14 protein-coding genes are annotated in these 22,105 nt (G+C 54.5%); 1 reads left to right on the top strand and 13 read right to left on the bottom strand.

Annotation, left to right across the window (positions count from 1 at the left end):
- Positions 1-278 precede the first annotated feature (278 nt).
- The 10 genes from N24_RS03260 to gabT form a co-directional block, all read right to left on the bottom strand.
- A complete protein-coding gene (locus N24_RS03260) occupies positions 279-4,280 on the bottom strand; it encodes a DNA-directed RNA polymerase subunit beta' (protein ID WP_096454292.1) in 4,002 nt (1,333 codons plus the stop codon).
- Positions 4,281-4,362: 82 nt separating this feature from the next.
- A complete protein-coding gene (gene rpoB, locus N24_RS03255; RefSeq protein ID WP_167382014.1) occupies positions 4,363-7,860 on the bottom strand; it encodes a DNA-directed RNA polymerase subunit beta in 3,498 nt (1,165 codons plus the stop codon).
- A 402-nt stretch (positions 7,861-8,262) separates the two neighbouring features.
- The gene (locus N24_RS03250) at positions 8,263-9,237 is read right to left on the bottom strand and encodes a DUF3068 domain-containing protein (protein ID WP_167382013.1); all 975 of its coding nucleotides are present in this window, start codon (positions 9,235-9,237) and stop codon (positions 8,263-8,265) included.
- 538 nt (positions 9,238-9,775) lie between these two features.
- Positions 9,776-10,162, bottom strand: coding sequence for a 50S ribosomal protein L7/L12 (rplL, locus tag N24_RS03245; protein WP_003854210.1), 387 nt, complete (start codon positions 10,160-10,162; stop codon positions 9,776-9,778).
- 76 nt (positions 10,163-10,238) lie between these two features.
- Positions 10,239-10,754 carry a 50S ribosomal protein L10 gene (gene rplJ / locus N24_RS03240; RefSeq protein WP_096454288.1) on the bottom strand — a complete coding sequence of 172 codons (516 nt, stop codon included), beginning with the start codon at positions 10,752-10,754 and terminating at the stop codon, positions 10,239-10,241.
- A 298-nt stretch (positions 10,755-11,052) separates the two neighbouring features.
- Complete coding sequence (locus tag N24_RS03235; protein WP_096454286.1) at positions 11,053-11,658, bottom strand: SIMPL domain-containing protein; 606 nt, start codon at positions 11,656-11,658, stop codon at positions 11,053-11,055.
- Positions 11,659-11,668: 10 nt separating this feature from the next.
- Positions 11,669-13,102, bottom strand: coding sequence for a phytoene desaturase family protein (locus N24_RS03230; protein ID WP_096454284.1), 1,434 nt, complete (start codon positions 13,100-13,102; stop codon positions 11,669-11,671).
- Between the two features lie 714 nt (positions 13,103-13,816).
- The gene (locus N24_RS03225; protein WP_096454282.1) at positions 13,817-15,061 is read right to left on the bottom strand and encodes an aromatic amino acid transport family protein; all 1,245 of its coding nucleotides are present in this window, start codon (positions 15,059-15,061) and stop codon (positions 13,817-13,819) included.
- A 48-nt stretch (positions 15,062-15,109) separates the two neighbouring features.
- A complete protein-coding gene (locus N24_RS03220) occupies positions 15,110-16,471 on the bottom strand; it encodes an NAD-dependent succinate-semialdehyde dehydrogenase (protein ID WP_096454280.1) in 1,362 nt (453 codons plus the stop codon).
- 1 nt (position 16,472) lies between these two features.
- Entirely contained in the window at positions 16,473-17,819 is a 1,347-nt protein-coding gene (gabT, locus tag N24_RS03215; protein WP_096459656.1) for a 4-aminobutyrate--2-oxoglutarate transaminase, read from the bottom strand.
- 143 nt (positions 17,820-17,962) lie between these two features.
- Between gabT and N24_RS03210 the strand changes: the two genes are divergently transcribed.
- Positions 17,963-19,477 carry a PucR family transcriptional regulator gene (locus N24_RS03210; protein ID WP_096454278.1) on the top strand — a complete coding sequence of 505 codons (1,515 nt, stop codon included), beginning with the start codon at positions 17,963-17,965 and terminating at the stop codon, positions 19,475-19,477.
- A 46-nt stretch (positions 19,478-19,523) separates the two neighbouring features.
- Here the strand turns inward: N24_RS03210 and rplA are convergent, their stop codons facing one another.
- From rplA to nusG, 3 genes are all read right to left on the bottom strand, one after another.
- Positions 19,524-20,234: a 50S ribosomal protein L1 gene (gene rplA, locus N24_RS03205; RefSeq protein WP_096454276.1), complete on the bottom strand. Its 711-nt coding sequence runs from the start codon at positions 20,232-20,234 to the stop codon at positions 19,524-19,526.
- 127 nt (positions 20,235-20,361) lie between these two features.
- Positions 20,362-20,796 carry a 50S ribosomal protein L11 gene (gene rplK, locus N24_RS03200; protein WP_096454274.1) on the bottom strand — a complete coding sequence of 145 codons (435 nt, stop codon included), beginning with the start codon at positions 20,794-20,796 and terminating at the stop codon, positions 20,362-20,364.
- Positions 20,797-21,063: 267 nt separating this feature from the next.
- Positions 21,064-21,969 (bottom strand): transcription termination/antitermination protein NusG, encoded by a 906-nt coding sequence (nusG, locus tag N24_RS03195; protein WP_096454272.1) that lies wholly within the window; start codon positions 21,967-21,969, stop codon positions 21,064-21,066.
- Between the last annotated feature and the right edge of the window lie 136 nt (positions 21,970-22,105).

Genomic DNA, 22,105 nt, shown 5'->3' with positions numbered 1-22,105 from the left:
ACCCTGTGATTGAAATTGCTGGGTTTTCAAAGTGGATACCCCACAGTCCAAGCCCGAACAATAGTGCACCAATTGCGATTCCGATAGATAACTTCCACATACCTATAAAACTAGGCCTGAACTGCAGTTCCACCTAAGATTCTGGGGGTTAAGGAATTTATTCCCCACGACTGTGTATAAGAAAGAAAAGAGACCCTGCCACTACTTGTAATAAGTAGCAGCAGGGTCTCAACTTTTCAGCGACCAATTAATGCTGTGCTGGAATAAGCTTCCTTGCTCTAGAAAGCCTCATCCAATGGGACGGATGCGCCGGTGAATTCACCGAATCCATCATCACCGTAAATCGACTCACCATAAGTTGGGATCGAGTATGCGGCGTTGCGTGCAGCCTCGGTTGGCTTGATGGAGATGTTGCGGTAACGGGAAATGCCGGTACCAGCTGGGATCAGCTTACCGATGATCACGTTCTCCTTCAGACCAATGAGCTTATCGGAGCGCTTGTTGATAGCAGCATCAGTCAGGACACGAGTGGTCTCCTGGAAGGACGCTGCAGACAGCCAAGACTCAGTTGCGAGAGAGGCCTTGGTGATACCCATGATCTCAGAACGCAGCTCTGCAGGCTGACCGCCCGCACCGATTGCCTCAGAGTTAGCCAGCTTCGCCTCAGAGAGGTCAACCAAAGAACCTGGAAGGAACTCGGTGGAACCGGACTCAATGACGGTACCGCGACGCAGCATCTGTCGAATGATGATCTCGATGTGCTTGTCGTGGATGGCCACACCCTGTGCACGGTAAACAGCCTGAACCTCATCAATGAGGTGCTGCTCCACACCACGACGGCCGAGGATCTCAAGCACATCATGTGGATCCGCTGCACCACGAAGCAGACGCTGACCAACGGTGACACGGTCACCTTCGGTCAAGGTGCGCTCGATGAATGCACCAGCGTTGGACTCCATAGCCACGCGAGTGGATGCAAGACCCTGTCGCTTGGACAGCTTCTCGTAGACAACGTTGTCCGAGCCATCGTCAGGAACGATGGTCAAGGTGTAGAAGTTGCCTTCATCCTCAAGGTGGATAACACCATCGACAGAAGCAATTGGTGCACAGTTCTTAGGAACACGTGCCTCGAACAGCTCCTGAACACGAGGCAGACCGCCGGTAATATCGCCACCGACACCACCCTGGTGGAAGGTACGCATGGTCAGCTGGGTACCAGGCTCACCAATGGACTGTGCAGCAACAATACCGACAGCCTCTCCGATATCAACCTGCTGGCCAGATGCCATGGACTTGCCGTAGCACTTAGCGCAAACACCAGTTGGGGTCTGGCAGGTAAGCACGGAGCGAACCTTAACGTGCTGGATACCAGCCTCAACAAGAAGGTCAATGTTGAGCTCGGTCAGGTCAGTACCAGCGGCAAGGATGACCTCGCCTGCAGCGTTGGTTGCATCGCCTGCCAGAACACGACCGGAAACAGAAGTCTCGATCAGGTCATGGCGGGTGTAGCCGGTGACAGCACCGGTTGCATCCAAAACTTCAGCAGCGACAGGAACGCGAACACCCTGGCGGGTGCCACAGTCCTCAACACGAACGATGACATCCTGAGCGACGTCAACAAGACGACGGGTCAGGTAACCGGAGTCTGCAGTACGCAGCGCGGTATCGGCCAGGCCCTTACGGGAACCGTGGGAGTTGTTGAAGTACTCAAGAACTGTCAAGCCTTCACGGAAGGAAGTCTTGATAGGACGGGTGATGTAATCACCCTTTGAGTTCACAACCATGCCCTTCATACCTGCAAGGGTCCAGATCTGACGCATGTTACCGGCAGCACCGGACTTCACGATCATTGGAATTGGGTTGTCGTCTGGGTACAGATCCTCGACAGCCTGTCCAACCTCGTCGGTTGCGTCCTTCCACAGCTCGACCAGACGGTCGTAGCGCTCACGGCTGGTGAGCTTACCGCGGTTGTACTTAACTTCGATCTGGCGTGCAGAGTCCTCGTAGCGGTCCAGCATTTCTTCCTTGTTAGGAAGAACCAAAACGTCAGACATAGCGATGGTGACACCGGAACGGGTTGCCCAGTAGAAACCAGCGTCCTTCATCTTGTCCATGGTCTGAGCCACGGTGATCATTGGGTACTTAGCAGCGAGGTCGTTGACCACATCACCAAGCATGATCTTGTCGGAGCCGCCACCCTTACGGACCATAACGCCCTCAAGGTATGGGTAGTTCCAAGGCAGGATCTCATTGAACATCACACGACCCAAGGTGGTGTGAGCAAGCCAAGTTTCACCCTGGTTCCATCCATCTGGGAACTGCTCTGCTTCCACCTCTGCAGGTGGGCGCAGGTGATCCAAACGGATACGTACAGGAGCCTGCAGGCCGAGTACGCCACGGTCATAAGCCATGATGCCTTCTGCCAGTGAGGAGTACACGCCCTTTTCAGGACCGTTTTCATCTGCTGGCTGGTAAGCGCCCTGTCCACCGAATTCCTCTGCGGACTTCTCCAGAGTCAGGTAGTACAGACCGGTCACCATGTCCAGACGTGGCATAGCCAAAGGCTTACCGGATGCTGGGGACAAAATGTTGTTGGATGCAAGCATCAGCACGCGAGCTTCAGCCTGAGCCTCGGCGGACAGTGGCAGGTGAACTGCCATCTGGTCACCGTCGAAGTCAGCGTTGAAAGCTTCACAAGCAAGTGGGTGCAGCTGAATAGCCTTACCCTCAACAAGCACAGGCTCGAAAGCCTGAATACCCAAGCGGTGCAGGGTTGGTGCACGGTTCAGCATCACTGGGTGCTCAGAGATGGCCTCTTCGAGGACGTCCCACACCTCAGGGCGCTGACGTTCAACCATGCGCTTTGCAGACTTGATGTTCTGTGCGTACTCGTTTTCCACCAGGCGCTTCATCACGAAAGGCTTGAAGAGCTCAAGTGCCATCAGCTTAGGCAGACCGCATTCGTGGAGACGCAGCTGAGGACCAACGATAATTACGGAACGACCAGAGTAGTCAACACGCTTACCCAGAAGGTTCTGACGGAAACGACCCTGCTTGCCCTTCAGCAAGTCAGAAAGAGACTTCAAAGGACGGTTACCAGGTCCGGTAACTGGACGACCACGACGACCGTTGTCGAATAGTGCATCCACAGATTCCTGCAGCATGCGCTTTTCGTTGTTCACGATGATCTCAGGTGCACCGAGCTCAATCATGCGCTTGAGGCGGTTGTTGCGGTTGATCACACGACGGTAGAGGTCGTTCAAGTCGGAGGTTGCAAAGCGTCCACCGTCAAGCTGAACCATTGGGCGAAGCTCTGGTGGGATCACTGGGATCGCGTTGAGAACCATGCCGGCTGGATCATTACCGGAGCGCTGGAAGGCTGCAACAACCTTGAGGCGCTTCAAGGCACGCATCTTCTTCTGGCCCTTGCCATTGTTGATGATGTCGCGCAGTTCTTCAGCCTCAGCGTCGAGGTCGAAGTTGTTGATCAAAGCCTCGATGGACTCTGCACCCATTCCGCCGGTGAAGTAATCCTCGTAGCGGTCGATCAGTTCATCGTAGAGCTTCTCATCGCGGATCATCTGCTTTGGAGCAAGCTTGATGAAGGTCTGCCAGACCTCATCGAGACGATCGATTTCGCGCTGTGCACGCTCACGGATGTGCTGCATTTCCTTATCGGCTGCAGCCTGAACCTTGCGGCGAGCATCGGCCTTAGCGCCAGCCGCCTCGAGTTCAGCAAGATCCTCTTCGAGCTTTTCAGCACGCTCAGCGATCTCTGACTCTGCATCTGCCTCAACGTCCTTCTTCTCCAGAAGCATTTCTGCTTCCAAAGTGGTCTGGTCGCTGTGGCGTGCCTCTTCATCAACACTGGTGATGATGTTGGCACCGAAGTAGATGATCAGGTCAAGGTCCTTTGGAGCAAGGTCCAAAAGGTAGCCGAGGCGTGATGGAACACCCTTGAAGTACCAAATGTGGGTTACTGGTGCAGCGAGCTCAATGTGTCCCATGCGCTCACGGCGCACCTTGGACTTGGTGACCTCAACGCCACAGCGTTCACAGATGATGCCCTTGTAGCGGACACGCTTGTACTTGCCGCAGGCGCACTCCCAGTCGCGAGTTGGACCGAAGATACGCTCGCAGAACAGACCGTCCTTCTCAGGCTTGAGGGTTCGGTAGTTGATGGTCTCCGGTTTCTTGACCTCACCTTTAGACCAACGGCGGATGTCGTCGGCGGTGGCCAGGCCGATGCGGAGCTCATCGAAGACGTTTACGTCGAGCACGTAAAACTCCCTTTCCCCCCAGAACATTTGTTGATGTCCGGGGGATGTATGGCTTGATTTCTAGCGGTTGTTTTCTGATCTGCTATGCGGTGTCGGCGTCGGAACGCTCGTCACGGGACAGGTTGATGCCAAGTGAGGCGCCTGCCTGATCGAAGTCGTCGTCGTCACCCGCGAGCTCCATTGGTGTGCCGTCTGCGGAGAGAACCTCCACGTTCAGGCACAAGGACTGGAGCTCCTTGAGGAGAACCTTGAAGGACTCAGGAATACCTGGATCCGGGATGTTCTCGCCCTTCACAATTGCTTCATAGACCTTGACACGGCCAACCACGTCATCGGACTTGATGGTCAACAGCTCCTGAAGTGTGTAGGCAGCGCCGTATGCCTGCATTGCCCACACCTCCATTTCGCCGAAACGCTGTCCACCGAACTGTGCCTTACCACCCAGTGGCTGCTGGGTAATCATGGAGTAAGGGCCGGTGGAACGGGCGTGGATCTTCTCGTCGACAAGGTGGTGCAGCTTCAGCATGTACATGTAGCCGATGGAGACCGGGTACGGGTAAGGCTCACCGGAGCGGCCGTCGATAAGCGTTGCTTTTCCGTCCTCGTTGACCATGACGTCGCCGTCGCGGTTCGGACGTGAATTGGCAAGCAGGCCTGCGAGCTCTTCGTTTGACGCACCGTCGAACACAGGGGTTGCTGTGAGAGATCCAGCAGGAACCTCAAGAAGGTCCTTAGGCAGGGTCTTCACCAGCTCTGCGTTCTTTGGATCCTCAGGATCCACGGACCAACCAGCAGATGCCAGCCAGCCAAGGTGGGTCTCAAGAACCTGACCGATGTTCATACGACGTGGCACACCGTGGGTGTTCAAGATGATGTCGATTGGAGTGCCGTCTGGAAGGAATGGCATATCTTCCTGAGGCAGGATCTTACCGACAACACCCTTGTTACCGTGGCGACCAGCGAGCTTATCGCCGTCCTGGATCTTACGCTTCTGAGCAACGTAGATGCGGATCATCTCGTTGACGCCAGGAGCGAGATCGTCATCATCCTCGCGGGAGAAGTGACGCACGCCAATGACCTTGCCGGTCTCGCCGTGAGGAACCTTCATGGAGGTATCGCGAACTTCGCGGGCCTTCTCACCGAAGATTGCGCGCAGCAAGCGCTCCTCTGGAGTCAGCTCGGTCTCGCCCTTAGGGGTGACCTTACCGACCAGAATATCGCCGTCACGAACATCAGCACCGATGCGAACAATACCGCGCTCGTCGAGGTCCTTGAGGACTTCTTCAGAAACGTTAGGGATGTCGCGGGTGATTTCCTCGGCACCAAGCTTGGTGTCGCGGGCATCGATCTCGTGCTCCTCGATGTGGATCGAGGTCAAAATGTCCTGCTCCACAATGTTTTGGTTGAGGATGATCGCATCCTCGTAGTTGTGGCCTTCCCATGGCATGAACGCAACCAGCAGGTTACGGCCAAGGGACATTTCACCGTTGAAGGTACCTGGACCATCAGCAATAACCTGGCCAGCTTCAACGCGGTCACCCAAGTTAACCAAAGGCTTCTGGTTGTAGCTGGTGCCCTGGTTGGTGCGCTGGAACTTACGCAACAGGTAGGTTTCGCGCTTGCCGTCATCAGCCATGATGGTGATGAAGTCAGCGGAAACGTTTTCTACCACACCTGCAACTGGGGTGATTACCAGGTCGCCGGCGTCGTATGCTGCGCGCTGTTCCATACCGGTGCCCACGAAAGGAGCCTCGGCACGAACCAGTGGCACAGCCTGCTTCTGCATGTTCGCGCCCATCAGTGCACGGTTAGCATCATCGTGCTCCAGGAATGGAATCATCGCGGTACCAACAGAAACCATCTGACGTGGGGAAACGTCCATGTAATCAACCGCGGTGCGGTTAACCATGGCGATATCGCCATCCTTCAGACGAACAGTGACGGTCTCATCGGTGATGTTGCCCTCTTCGTCGTAGTGCGTGTTTGCCTGCGCAACAACGAAGCGGTCTTCCTCATCAGCGGTGAGGTAGTCGATCTGGTCGGTCAGCTTGCCATCGATGATGCGACGGTAAGGGGTCTCAATGAAACCGAATGGGTTCACTCGCGCGTAAGAAGCCAAGGAACCGATCAGGCCAATGTTTGGACCTTCCGGAGTCTCAATTGGGCACATGCGGCCGTAGTGAGATGGGTGAACGTCTCGAACCTCGATGCCGGCGCGCTCACGGGACAGACCACCCGGGCCGAGAGCCGACAAACGACGCTTGTGAGTCAAACCAGACAAAGAGTTGTTCTGGTCCATGAACTGAGACAGCTGGGAAGTTCCGAAGAACTCACGGATCGCTGCAGAGACAGGACGAACGTTGATCAAGGAAGTAGGAGTAATAGACTCCGCATCCTGGGTGGTCATACGCTCACGAACAACGCGCTCCATGCGGGACAGACCAACACGGACCTGGTTCTGGATCAGTTCGCCTACGGTACGCAAACGACGGTTACCAAAGTGGTCGATGTCATCGGTCTCGACTGGGATTTCTTCACCATTTGGAGAAGTCATGACGCGCTCACCTGCGTGCAGACGCACCAGGTACTCGATGGTGGTTGCGATGTCCTCTTCAGTCAGAGTCATCAAACCATCGTGGTCGCCACCAAGGCCGAGCTTGCGGTTGATCTTGTAACGACCAACGCGAGCCAGATCATAACGCTTTGCACGGAAGAAGCTGTTGTCCAGGAGGGACTGCGCAAGGTCGCGGGTAGGCTGCTCGCCTGGACGCTGCTTGCGGTAGATCTCCAGCAATGCCTCATCGGTGTTTGCTACACCATCGGACTCGAGGGTGGACATCATGATTTCAGAGAAACCGAAACGCTCGGTGATCTGCTCAGTGGTCCAACCAAGAGCCTTCAGCAGCACGGTGACTGGCTGACGACGCTTGCGGTCAATACGAACACCGACCGAATCGCGCTTATCGACGTCAAACTCCAACCATGCACCACGGGAAGGAATAACCTTCACTGCGTGCAATGGGCGCTCAGTTGACTTATCGATGGTCTGGTCAAAATACACGCCCGGGGAACGGACGAGCTGGCTGACCACAACACGTTCGGTTCCGTTGATGATGAACGTTCCCTTGTCCGTCATCATTGGGAAATCGCCGATGAAGACAGTCTGAGACTTGATTTCACCGGTGGTGTTGTTGACGAACTCCGCGGTCACATACAGTGGTGCCGCGTAGTTGATGTCCTTCTCTTTGGCCTCGTCAATAGTGTTTTTGACGTCTTCGAAGCGTGGCTCCGAAAGGCTCAAGGACATGTTTCCAGAGTAATCCTGGATTGGGGAGAGCTCCTCGAGAATGTTCTCAAGGCCGCTGGTTACGCGGGCTCCCTCACCGAATTCTTCCTTCTGACGAGCACGCCACTCAGGCGTACCAATCAGCCAGGAGTAGGAATCCAGTTGAAGATCTAGTAGCCCGGGCACCTCAATGGGTGCGGACACCTTCGCGAAAGAATAACGCTGCGGTGCACCGGGAATATCGACGACTGACTTGGTCTGGCGGGAGACTGCCAAGATGGGTCCTTCCAGCACCTCACGCGGGCAATTTGCACCAGGCTGGTCAAGGCCTTTAAGTGCGAATCAACACCGCTGGTATTTTTGAGCAATTGGTCTGCTGAGGAACCCGCTCCCCCCTAAACGACTCCAGATAGCACTGAATGACCTTGTCAAATCGGTTTTTTCAACCACCTTGATCAAGGTCTTGGCGCTTCTGGAACGAAAAAGAGTCACGAATTCCAACGCAACGACTCAGAGTATACCAATCGCGCGCGAAAGTAAAGGGGAGATTTTCCATCTGGTGCTCCACGTGATATTAGAACATCCCACACGGGCGCGTTTCCCAGAAATCTGCGTGATCCCTTCTACACGGCACCCTAGCAAACAACCCCGGGGTTTCTGCAATTCGAAACAGGAAAAATCTACTTGAACAGCAGATTAAGCTTGTCGACGCCTCTTCCCAAACGCCCCAAAACACCCGGCCAGGCCCACAAGAGCCAATACCGCACCGATCACAATACCCACGGTATTTGCGACTTTACTCACATCCCCATCTGGGATGCTTTCGGCCTGTGCCACCAGCGCGGACACTGCGGCATCGTCGAGGGAGGCGTCGAAAAGCAATTTCTGTTGGTACTTCTCGCCATTGCGGTCGCCGTAGAAATCATCCACATTCTCAGCCAAATCAACAACCAAACCAGTGCGCTGATCCACCCAAAAATCACGAGTCACATTGTGATAGAAATACCCCGTCGTGGTGCCGCCATCCTCTTTAGTCAAGGTGGTGGTGTTGTTAGCATCCGCGAAATACTCCGCCACATTCGCATTATCAATCACCTGGCGGTAATGCAGCACTTCACGGCCATCAATCTCCGTGGACTCCACAAAATCCGCCGGCACCGCCGACCTCAGCACCGGATCCACCACGTTATACGTAGTCTCCTGCGCATCCGTTGGGAACTTCAACCAAATGCCATCCACCGAATACTGCACCGTGGGGCTTGCCAACTGATTAGTCAGCGCAATATCAGACAAAACCTCACCAGAGGTGCGATCAATGCGGAAACTCGACACCGACGCCGACAACAAACGTTCCTGCTCAAAACCCTGAGTATCCGGATTACCCCGCAACATTGAATCACCAATCCGAATCGTGGCCTCATCAGCACTCGCCGGATCCATCACCTCAAAATGCAACTGACGAGTCACCGGCGTAGTCACCACACCAGCCAACGGATCAGAATTAATCGTGGTCTGAGCATCAGCATCATGAAGAACATACGTCGTCGCCTCCAAATCAAGAGGCAAACGGCCATCAGCGTGCACAAAGCGCGGAGCCACCAGACCCCAGACCACAAGTGCCACACCAATTCCGAGCAAGATTGCGGAGAAAATCCTGGATTTAGGCAGCATGCGGACGATGTTACCGGAGCACCCGCCACCAATTGGTATCGGCGGTGCGCTACATCTTCCTCACGGAGGCATTCAGGACTGTTTGAGGAGTGTCTGGGGTTGGGTTTCCTTTAACTGAGGGTTCTCGGTGTCGACTTCTTAACGGGCGACTTCGCGTTGGGCGACTTCCCTCGGCCTTGGGCGGATTTCGTAGTGAAGTCGCCCGTTAAGAAGTTGAGCACGAGAAGTCGCTACCGTGAAGTCGCCCTATAGCACTTCTACAACTCTCGGTCAGGAGGGTTTCCACCTTCTTAACTTCGAGATCACACATTCAATTTCTCGTACTCAATTTCTTAAGTTCGAAACCGCTAGGAAAGTCACCCAAATCCGCGGGAAATTGAGCTTGAGAAATTGAGTTCAAGGTATTGCGCACGAGAACTCGAAATCGTGAAATCGAACTTAAAGCCCCAAAGCCACCCAAAAGAGCCCCAAACAGCACAAAACCCCACCCCTGGATCGAGTCCAGGGTGTGGGGTTTTGAAAAGGTGTAAGAAAGTTCTTACTTAAGGGTGACCTTTGCGCCAGCCTCTTCGAGCTTAGCCTTTGCAGCCTCAGCGTCGTCCTTGTTTGCGCCTTCGAGGATAGCCTTAGGTGCGCCCTCAACGAGCTCCTTTGCTTCCTTCAGGCCCAGGCCGGAGACGAGCTCGCGGACAGCCTTGATGACGCCGATCTTCTTTGCGCCTGCGTCTTCGAGAACGACGTCGAACTCGTCCTTCTCTTCTGCAGCAGCAGCTTCGCCGCCTGCAGCGCCTGCAGCAGCAACAGCAACTGGAGCAGCTGCGGTTACGTCGAAGACCTCTTCGAATTCCTTAACGAACTCGGAGAGCTCGATGAGGGTCATTTCCTTGAAAGCCTCGATGAGCTCGTCTTTGGTGAGCTTAGCCATGGTGGCATCCTTCCTGTTGTTGAGCGTTTAGCACGCTCGAAAAAGTTTGGGGTAAAACGGTGCGCCTGGTGGCGACTTATGCGTCCTTCTTGTCCTGGAGCGCAACGGCGAGGCGTGCGACCTGGGAAGCAGGAGCGTTGAACAGGCCTGCGGCCTTTGCCAAGCTGCCCTTCATGGCGCCGGCAAGCTTCGCAAGAGTGGTCTCGCGGTTGTCCAGCTCGGCAATTGCGTTGACCTGTTCAGCGGTCAGCGCGTTGCCATCCATGTAGCCACCCTTGACTACGAATGCCTTGTTTTCTTCGCCGAATTTCTTCAGCACCTTTGCGGCGTCAACTGCCTCGCCCTTGATGAAGGCAACAGCGGTTGGACCGGTCAGGAGATCATCAAGGCCCTCGACGCCAGCTTCGTTAGCGGCGATCTTAACAAGGGTGTTCTTGGCGACGGAGTACTGGACATCGAAGCCCAGTGCCTTACGCAGTTCGGTGGTCTGAGCCACGGACAGGCCGCGGTACTCGGTGAGAACGACGGTGTCGGTCTCAGCGAAACGTGCCTTAAGCTCTGCCAGAGCTGCTTCGTTCTTTGGGTTTGCCATTACTTCGCCTCCTTCCTCTTATGTGTAATCTACTGATCCGCGGAGCTTTCACACGGTCAATAAACCAATGAGAAAAGCCCCGTGCAAGAGCACAGGGCGCTATACATTCCACAAAAGGAATCTAAGGCGTTCAAGTGTCTCCTGCGTGGGCCGTTCCTAAGGGTAGGAAGCCTTCGATCCGTCATGCGGATGACCTACGGTCTTCGGTGAACCTTGAGCTCGATCAGCGGCAAGGCTGATCGTTCAAACTTCGATCTGTTACTTTAGAGCAGGTTCGCGCCAAATACCAAATCGCACTTTATTCTGCAACGAATTCAAAGGTCACGGTGATTTTTTCGGTGACTTCTACATCCGAGGGTGCAAGTTTAAGCTCGAGTGTGCGCGGTGGTTGGGCGGATCTGGCTGCCATCATTTCAACACGCACCGGCGCGGGTGTTGCGCTGTGAGTTTCAGTGGTTGCGTTGAGTAGTTTCCCTAAATTTCCGCCCAATGATTCCGCGATGGTGACTGCGGTGTTCTTTGCGGTTTCAGCTGCGCCTTCGAGTGCTCTCGCAGAAGCCTCTAAGGCCGCAGAGTCACTCAAAGACCATGTCGGTCCATCAACTTGGACATCCGGTACTGCTGCGAGCCTAGAGATAATCTCACGCGCGATCTCCACATCAGTACCGGTGACCTCTCCATTCCATTCGGCATTAATCTGGCCGTCGTATGCTGTGGATTCATTAAGGCGTTCGCCGAAGAGGGGGACGTCGATAAGCACACTGCTTATAGTGGCAATTGCCTCAGCCCGGCGCGCATACGCGTCGTTGGGATGCGCGTGGGCCGAGGCGCTAAGGCGGATGCGCCAGGTGTCGGCGGTGGCGTGGATAGTGTGGCGCGCGCTTGCTTGAACGGTGGGCTCCATGGCGGCAATTCTAGCTGTGATCTGCCAAAACAGCTCGCGCCGCCCACCAGCCGGGCATGCCGTGGACTCCCCCGCCGGGAGCATTGGACGCTGAGGCCATGTAAGTTTTCTCGCCGATTTTTGCCGGCATTCGGCGAATCAATGCCGACCCGGCCGTGATATCTCCGCCCACCAGATTGCGATTCCACGCTTCCAAGTCCTGCGCATTAGTCTCCACCGAATGCACAATCCGGTCCCGAAATCCCGGCGCGAAGCGTTCAATCTGGTCAGTGATTAATAAAGAAGCACGCTTATCGACGAACCCCTCCGGCACATGCGCGTACGCCCACACAACGTGGTGCCCCTCCCGAGCGCGCGTAGGATCCGCCACTTGTTGCTGGCACAAAATAACAAACGGCCGTTGGGGCATACGACCCGCTGCGACTTCAGATTCCGCGAAAGCTACTTCATCTGAATTTCCGCATACATGCACGGTGGTGGCTTGACCAACCTCAGGATTCGTCCATGGGATGGGGCCATCAAGCAGGTAATCCACTTTGAAGGAACTTGGGCCGTGCTTCCACGTTTTCATCCGCCTGGCAGTGCGCGCATACAGGTCAGCACCTTTGAGCTTTAACACCTGCGATGGAGTCTGGTTCAAAATTACGGCATCGGCTGCTTGAAAATCTTGCAGAGAATCAACTGGCGCATTGCAATGGATCTGCCCGCCGTGGCTTTCAATAACTTTCACCAAAGCATTCGCAATGCTACCGCTTCCGCCAACTGCTACTGGCCATCCCCTCGACATCCCCAATGCACCAAACAGTATTCCAAACGCAGCCGTCATTGGTTTATCAGGAGGTGCCACCGAATGCGCTGCTGATCCCACAAACAACGATCGTGCTTCCTCAGTTTCAAATGCAGCATTCACCAGGGTTTTCGCTGGAAAAAGTGCTGGTAGGCCAAACTGCGCCAAGCGGAAAGGATGTTTTGGCCACTTCAACACAGGACCTAAAACATTGGCCAGATGCTGATCAATATGGTTGGTGAACGTTTGGTGCAGCATTTTCCAATGCCGAGCATCCGCTTTTAGTCTCTCACTTGTTGCCGCAACAGAATTTTCCAGCAGCCCTGCCCGACCTCCGTCTAGGGGGTGTGCCATCGCAAAGCGAGAATACGCCCACTCCAAGCCATAATCTTCAAGGCCCAAATAATGAAACGCGGGGCTTGCGACTCCGAATGGATGCCCAGCAGCACCCAAATCAGTAATCGTCCCCTCCCCCAGCACATCTGTTGAACGCGCTGCCCCTCCTGGATGTGCTCCGGCTTCATAAACATCCACCCGCCATCCAGCTTTTGCCAACACTGCAGCTGCAGTCAATCCATTCGGCCCCGAGCCTACAACTACTGCGTGTCGATCCTTTTGTGTGTTTGTGGCCTGTGTGTTTGCTTCCCCGAAGTTCACACCATTTACGCTACAGGGTTTTCTACAATGCGTTTCAACTCGGGGCACCTGTATTTATTGGGCCCTCCGGGGCTTTCGGCTCCCACAGGCGTTTTAAGCGACTGAATTTTAAGAATGAGTATTTATATCACTTGAGGTCTGTCAGGGCTTTAGAGGCGATTTTGTGGGGTCACTTTTTAAGGTCCGTCATGGCAGTTTTTGTGCCTCATTTCATCTGGAGACCAAGGAATGGGTTGGGAAAAGGTTTTTGGTCAGCAGAGCAAATTTTCAAACCAGCAAAATTGATCTGGAGACCAAGAGACTTCCGGACAACCTATGGATTTGGTCAAATACGATGATGTACAGAGATTGCGCCAATCAAATCACTAAACGCCGGGTGATGATTTGAGTATTCGAGTACCGCCTCGAGCAGAGAACACGAACCAAACCAGGAGACCCAGAAATCACTTTGCCGAAGTTTTTGGGTCTCCTGGTTTGGTGTATCACGCTGAATACCAAACACAGAGACCCAACATCCGGATTTTTGCAGATTCTGGGTCTCCCAGTTTGGTCGAGCTCAAATTTTGGCCCCCAACCCCAAAGGTAACACCTCCCCAGAAGCGCTTCTAACAGATTTTCAAGCTCAAGCGCATGCATAAGTTCATGTGAAAAACTCGGGGCTTTAAACACGCTCTAAATGCTTTGAGCACAATTGGCGCCTTCGAGGACCTCTGGTTATGCCCAGCCCGCGGGCACCAAACCAACGATCGCAAGCACCGAATACACAAAGGCCAGGGAGTACACCACGATTAGTGCGATCTGGAAAATGGGATGTGCCTGCCAGGTTGCTTTCCACACTGGTTCTTGGTCGCCATTTTTCCGAGAGTTTCGCAACAACATCACTGGGATGATGGACATGATCGCTCCGGCGAATCCACCTGCGTAACTTAGTGCTGCTACGAATCCACCGAGTCCGGCCAGGGAAATTGCTAGTGGTGGAAGCACTGTTAAACCAACAGCGACGGATCGCTGCCACCCGTATTCAGGCCAGTGACCGATATCTAGAACATTACGCATTGCAGTAAAACCGATGGCAATAAATGAGGTGAACATTGCCAGCAGCGCGAATGCATTGGCCATGTAGTACGCCACGGGTCCTAGTGCTTCGCCCCAGGAAATGGTGACAACTTCACTCACGCTGGTACCCAAGAGTCCTAGTGCCGCGAATGGTACAGCTGCTAATGTCACTCCGGTTGCCACCATGCCAATGATGATCGCGCGCGGTACTGCTTTTGGAGTGGCTGGGTTGACGCCTCGGGCGATTTCAGGGACGACATACTGTGCCAAGAAGGTAAACACAGCCAAGTTCATGATTGGGACGATGAAAAATGGGTGGAACACAATGAGGTTTTCGGCTGAAATACCAGGGCCGAAAGCAGTCCACGCGCACAGTACCAAGATGATGGTGGCCATGCCTGTGGTGATTAAGGCTTCAACAAAACTTGCTGTGTGTAGACCTTTCCACATGATCAGCGTTCCTAGGATAAAAAATCCCAAAGTGCCGATGATGGGTGGGAGTCCAGTGAGGTTAGCAATCAAGGTTCCAGAACCTGATGCATAGGCAATCAACGCTCCCACGCTGTTGACCACAATGGCAACAAAGACGAGCCATCGTCCTGTTTGTCCTAGGTATTTTTCTGCCAAACCTGATAGCTGAAGTGGCTTTTTGGTGCGCAGTGATACTTCAGCGATGTAGAGCATGGAGATGGTGGTGAGGGTTCCTGCGATAAGCAAGGCCACCACTAAGGCAAGGAATCCTCCGTTGCGTGCAGCGTATGGGAGGCTGAGTACTCCGGCACCGATGTTGGTTCCGTAGATAAGGGCAACGCCTTGGGCAACGCTAAGGTACTTCTTCCCAGTCTTAGGCTCAGAACCAGCCGTGCTTGCCACGTTCTGGGCTGCTATTGATTCAGTAGTCATGTTTTTCCTTCGAAGGTTTTTACCGGGAATTTTTTAAGTCACGGTAAGTCACGGTAAGGCGAGGTAACGCACTGAGAGGTACTCTTCGATTCCTTCGGTTCCGCCTTCTCTGCCGAAGCCGGATTGTCCGATGCCACCGAATGGTGCTGCTGGATCAGAGATGGCACCGCGGTTGATGCCGATCATTCCTGCTTCCAGGTTTTCAGCCATGTACTGGGCTGCTTTCACATTGTTGCTGAATCCGTAGGCTGCGAGGCCGAATTCGGTGGAGTTTGCTTGAGCAACACCGTCAGCAAGGTCAGTGAAGGTGGTAATCGTTGCTACAGGTCCAAAGATTTCTTCGTGGAGGATCCGGGAGTGTGCTGGGACGTTAGCAAGCACTGTTGCTGGGTAGAAGAATCCTGGGCCTGCGGGGACTTCCCCACCGGTGATTAGGCGGGCACCGTCTGTGATGGCTTCATCAACAAGGGTTGCGATGCGGTCTCGTTGTTTAGCAGAAATTACTGGGCCGATTGCGGTGTTGTTCATGGCGGTGGAAAGCTTCGAGGTGAACTCATCAGCTATTGATTCATGAACGAGGAATCGGTTAGCCGCGATGCATACTTGGCCTGCGTTGCGTAGTTTTGCAGCGATCGCGCCGGCAACGGCTTCGTCAAGGTCGGCTGCTTCATCGATAACAAATGCTGCGTTTCCGCCAAGTTCCATGGAGGTGCGCAGCAGTCGCTCGGAAGACTGGCGGACCAGGATGCGGCCAACATTGGTGGAACCGGTGAAGGTGACTTTGGCTAGGCGTGGGTCTGCCATGAGTTCGGATGATAATTCGGCATCGCGCGTGGTGGTGATGATGGACATAAGCCCTGGCGGGATATCAAACTTTTCAAAAACTTCCGCGATGAGCTCGCCGACTTTGACCATGGTTAGTGGGGTTTCCGATGCCGGTTTCACAATAACTGGGCATCCGGCTGCAAGAGCTGGCGCAATTTTGCGGGTTGCCATTGCGATGGGGAAATTCCAGGGAGTAATCGCAAGTACCGGTCCAACAGGAGCTCGGGTAACCGCGATATGTCCAGCCCCGCTTGGTGATTGGCCAAAACGTCCGGGAAGCCGCACTGCTTCTTCTGCAAACCAGCGGAAATACTCTGCGCCGTACGCTACTTCACCGAGTGCTTCCGCAACCGATTTGCCAGCTTCAAGGTGGATGATTTCCGCGATTTCCTGGGCGTGTTCAGTAAGTATTTCAAAGATCGCGGTGAGCACCACAGATCGTTCGCGGGGAGTTTTTGCAGCCCATGAAGGTCCTGCATCAACCGCATCAGTGAGCGCGGACATCCACTGTGTCGAATCGTGGTTTTCTAGCTCGGTGATGGTGGAGCCGTCACTGGGATTAATTACTGGGAAGGTTAAAGACACTTTAGCCCACCTTCTGGTGCGCGGTTTCACGCTCTAGTGCAGCGACCAACACTTTAAGGCCATCACGCAGGGTGTCTTCTGAGATCACAAGTGGTGGGAGAAGTCGGATAACGTTGCCGTCGGTTCCGCAGGTCAGGATCAGCACACCTTCGGATTTTGCGCGCGCAGCCACTGCGGCGGTGAGCGGGGCGTTGGGGTGGCCGGTGGCGTCGATAAGCTCAATGGCCATCATGGCTCCCCGGCCGCGGATTTCTGCGACCTCTGGGAAGCTGCTGAGCTCCTCAAACTCTTCGCGGATGATGGCTTCAATGTCGCGGGCTCGGGTTTTTAATGAGGCCTGTTCCATGACGTCGATGGCGGCGAGTGCCGCTGCGCAGGCCACGGGGTTTCCGCCATATGTGCCGCCGAGGGCACCGGGGCCGGGGGCGTCCATGATTTCTGCGCGGCCAGTAACTGCGGATAGCGGCATTCCGCCGGCGATGCCTTTGGCGGTGGTGATGAGGTCTGGCACAACGCCTTCTGCTTCGCTGGCAAACCAGTCGCCGGTGCGCAGGAAGCCGGATTGGATTTCATCGGCGATAAAGACCACGTCGTTGTCGCGGCACCAGGTGGAAATTGCGGTGAGGAAACCTGGGGCTGGGACGATGAATCCGCCTTCGCCTTGGATTGGTTCGATAACGACGCAGGCGAGGTTTTCGGCGCCGACCTGGGATTCAATAACCCCGATTGCACGTTCAGCGGCTTCTGGGCCAGTTAGTCCATCGCGCAGCGGATAGGACATCGGCGCACGGTACACATCTGGGGCCAGCGGTCCGAAACCGGATTTGTAGGGGCGGTTCTTTGCGGTCATGGCCATGGTCAAGTTGGTCCGTCCGTGGTACGCGTTGTCAAAAACCACGACCGCACCCTTGCCTGTGTAGGCGCGGGCAACTTTGACGGCGTTTTCTACGGCTTCGGCGCCGGAGTTAAACAGTGCGCTCTTTTTGTCGTGTTCGCCTGGGGTGAGCTCGTTGAGCTTTTCAGCCATAGCCACGTAGGACTCATATGGTGAGACCATGAAACAGGTGTGGGTGAAGCGAGCTGCGGCCTCACCGACTGCCCTCGCAACCTCAGCATTGGAGGCTCCGACGGTGGTCACCGCGATTCCGGATGCCAGGTCGATGAAGCGGTTTCCGTCTGCATCTGCGAGCACGCCGCCGTCTGCGTCCACCACGTATCCAGGCAGGCCCGGGGCGAGTGCACGCGCTACAGATGCTTGTCGACGCTCATCCAGTGCTTTCGACTTCGGCCCTGGCACGTGCTCAGCAAAGGTGCGCGACTGCGGGATGCGGTATGAGAGATCTTCCACGGTGTTCTCCTGTGAGGTGGGATACAAAGATTTTCCTTGGTGATGAGTATTCCTTTCCGCCCCACCGCGTTAATATATCCATCATGGCGAACTTACCTGAAATATTTCGCCAGTTGGGATAATTGACAGGAGTTAAAAGGGCCATGGACACACAAACAGCAAGCCTTGATTTGAGATGGCTGTACAGCCAAGGCCAGCTCAAACTCCGCGAAATCCTCCCCACCGCCGCACCATTTGACGTCATCCAAATCAGCGAGCTCGTAGACCCCACCGACTTCATCAGCCCCAACAGCGTGGTCTTATCCGTTGGTATCGCATTCGCCGACACACCCGAAAACCTGCGTGCATGGGCGCACAGACTCGCCGCCGCAGGGGTCATCGCCATCGGGTTCGGCTCAGGCCTCACCTTCCCACAGGTTCCTCAAACGCTTATCGACGCCTCCCACCACCTTGGCCTCGGCCTCTTTGAAGTCCCCCGCGAAATCCCGTTCATCTCCATCACCTCAGCCGTGCGTGATGAACAAACCCGGCGTGCAGGACGCCTCCAACAAGAACTCCTTATAGAACAAGAACGCCTCAACTCTATTGCCATTTCTGGAGGAATCGACGCGCTCTGCCGATACACCGCAGAATTTCTCAACGGAGCCGTGGCTATCGTAGACAGCGATGGCCGTGTGGCAAGTTCCACCACCACCGATTCCTTGGATGCAGTCCCCCAAACACACAATCGCATCCTAGGATCCAGCAAGGCTTTTACAGAAAACAACACCTATGGACTAATCCACCGCATGACCAGATATGGCGATCGACACCACGTGTTGTCTGTGCAAATGTCCACCCGCCCCACCGATCAACACCGCGCCCTCATCCGACACTGCGCAGGTCTTGCCGATATCTTGCTCCAACGCCCCGAAGCCATGCGCCACCGAGAAATAGAAGTGAAATCACTAGCCATCTCTCTCCTTCTTGGACGCACCGACGACCCAGCCACCATTCACCGGGTATTCGCTGACATCACCGACGCATCAGGCAATATCCGCCCGATCATAATCACCGGCAACACCCCACAGCCGGTGAAAAAAGCCCTTTCCCAAGTCGCAGCAGCACTTTATAAACAAGAACGCGCGCTAGCTCATCTCAAACTTGATGATTCCACCGAACTCCTTTTCCTCCGCGGCAGCCGGAGTGTAGAAAACATCGTGCAACTTTTTGGGGCTGCCACCACCGGAATTCGACTTTGTATTGGTCTACCCACCCAAGTGGAAAAAATTGATAAAAAACTCATCCGCGAACTCACCACCACAGCCAAAAGCCTCCCCCTTGGCACTCATGCCGAACCCCGCGACGCCAGCTTGCTGTGGCTCAATAATCCAGAACTCCGCCGCATCCTCAAAAGCCGATCCCGCGACACCTACGACCGACTTCTAGACCACGATCACACCAACCACACAGAGCTCGCCCCCACCCTTGTTGCTTTCACCCAACACGGTGGACATATTGGTGAAACCGCTAAAGAACTGGGAATTCACCGGCACACCGTGCGCACCCGGATGACCCGCATCGAAGAGATCTGTGAAATAAACCTCCACGACCCACTGACCAGAGCCGAGTTGCTGTTGGTTATTGCAACGAAGGAGGTTGGCGTCGACAAGCAATGAAAAAGACCCCATGCAAAGCATGGGGCCCTAAACGCGGGAAGAAGCTTTAAGCTTCTGCTGCGTAGTTCTTGGTTACGTGAGTGTCAACCTCAACACCAGGACCGGTGGTGGAAGACAGGGTAACGCGCTTGATGTAGATGCCCTTGGAGGAAGAAGGCTTGATGCGGATGATCTCATCCAGCAGTGCGCCGTAGTTCTCAGCCAATGCCTTAGCATCGAAAGAAGCCTTGCCGATTGCAGCGTGCAGGTTGGAAGCCTTGTCAACGCGGAAGGAAATCTTGCCGCCCTTAACCTCTTCGATTGCCTTAGCAACATCGTTGGTTACGGTGCCGGTCTTAGGGTTAGGCATCAAACCACGTGGGCCCAAGACACGAGCGATACGGCCGATCTTAGCCATCTGATCTGGGGTTGCAATAGCAACGTCGAAGTCGGTCCAGCCGCCCTGGATCTTCTCAACGAGCTCATCGGTGCCAACGAAGTCAGCGCCAGCAGCCTCAGCCTCGGTAGCCTTCTCGCCCTGTGCGAACACAGCAACGCGAACGGTCTTACCAGTGCCGTGTGGCAGGGAGACGGTGCCGCGAACAAGCTGATCAGCCTTACGTGGGTCAACACCCAGGCGGATAGCAACGTCGACGGAAGCGTCGTAGTTCTTGGAGGAGGTCTCCTTGACCAGGTTTGCAGCCTCGAGTGGGGAGTAGATGCGACCAGCGTCGATCTTCTCAGCGGCCTCGCGGTAAGCCTTTGACTTCTTGCTCATTAGAAATTCCCTTTCATGGAATTTTGTGGTTTAACGGGCCGGAGCTGGCCCTGCCACATAAAAATTTAGTGAAAATAGTTGGTGGCTATTCGTTGAGGTTTAGCCACCGACTTTGGCTTAAAAGCCTTTAGTCCTCGACGGTGATGCCCATGGAACGAGCAGTACCAGCGATGATCTTCGCAGCAGCGTCGATGTCGCGTGCGTTGAGGTCTTCCTTCTTGGTCTCAGCGATCTCACGAACCTGAGCCATGGAAACCTTACCGACCTTCTGGGTGTGAGGAACGCCGGAGCCCTTCTGCAGGCCAGCAGCCTTCAGCAGAAGCTTTGCAGCTGGAGGAGTCTTCAGCTTGAAGTCGAATGAACGGTCTTCATAAACGGTGATCTCAACAGGAACAACGTTGCCGCGCTGGTTTTCAGTCGCAGCGTTGTAAGCCTTGCAGAATTCCATGATGTTGACACCGTGAGCACCAAGTGCTGGGCCAACTGGAGGAGCAGGGTTTGCCTGTCCCGCCTGGATCTGAAGCTTGATGAGGCCAGTGACCTTCTTCTTTTTAGGAGCCATCGTTTAACCTGCTTCCTTGTTACCGACTACCACTGGGACGATGAAACCCCACCAATAGCCGTCCGGATGCTCGGTCCCGCTACAACTTGTGTTGATCATTTAGTTTGATCTTTTAGGTTGATCGCTGCGTAACCGGGCCACCGGGGATGAATGATTGTGAGCATGTTTAATACGTTTAGAAAACACGCGATTGTCTACTGTACACGCAAAACCCCGCACTTTCCAAAGCCAAGGAAAGCGCGGGGTTTAATTGTGTGGGTCGAGCTATTAGCTAACCTTCTCCACCTGGTCGAAGCTGAGATCAACTGGGGTTTCACGACCGAAGATGGACACCAAAACTTCCAGCTTCTGCAACTCAGGATCGATAGAAGAAATCGTGGCAGAAACTGAAGCGAAAGCACCCGTCAAAATGGTCACTGCTTCACCAACCTGGAAATCAACAGCAACCTGTGGCTTCTTAGCATCAGTAGGCATTGCCACAACCTGCTCGCCTTCATTAGCAGCAGCAGCGGCCTCGCCGGTTACAACAGCCTGCTCCTGAGGCATCAAGAACTTAGCCACATCACGGTGCTTCACCGGAGTTGCATTGCCCTCATTACCCACGAAGCTGGTCACACCAGGAGTATCGCGAACAACAGACCACACGCGGTCATTCATATCCATGCGGACCAAAACATAACCTGGCAGCAACTTACGCTTAACCAGCTTGCGCTTACCGTCACGGATTTCAGTGACCTGCTCAATAGGAACAACAACCTCAAAAATGTCATCCTCAACCTCAAGGGTCTGAGCACGCATATCAAGGTTAGCCTTCACCTTGTTCTCATAGCCGGAGTAGCACTGAATGATGTACCAAACACCAGGCTGCTTCTTCAGCTCACGGGTGAACTTACGCAAACGAGCCTTGTACTCTGCATCCGCATCCTGCTCATCGGTATCACCAAGTGCAGCAGCTGCCTGAGCGAGGCTATCTGCATCAGCTTCTTCTTCTGCAGGGGTTGCCTCTGCAGCGTTGTCTTCGGTTTCTACTTCGGTACTTGCCTCAGTGTCTACTTCGGTACTTGCCTCAGCGTTTTCCTCGAGGCCTTCAGTGGTGAGCTCCTGCTCTGCCTCTGCAAACTCATCACTAAAGCTCGCACCAAAATCAAACTCGTTGTTGTTCTCATCGCTCATAATGCGTGTTCTCCAAACCTATCTATCGACCATCAACCCAGCAAAACCAGCCAAAGCAGGGGATGCAACATGCCACCTAAAAGCTTTTCGTCCCATGCTACTGCGACAAACAACCAATTACATCCACTGCCCCAAA

Origin of the sequence: Corynebacterium suranareeae, from assembly GCF_002355155.1 — a bacterium.
In the GTDB taxonomy this organism is placed as follows: domain Bacteria; phylum Actinomycetota; class Actinomycetes; order Mycobacteriales; family Mycobacteriaceae; genus Corynebacterium; species Corynebacterium suranareeae.
The sequence above is the reverse complement of the archived record's forward strand: the minus strand, read 5'-3'. Positions and strand labels throughout refer to the sequence as shown.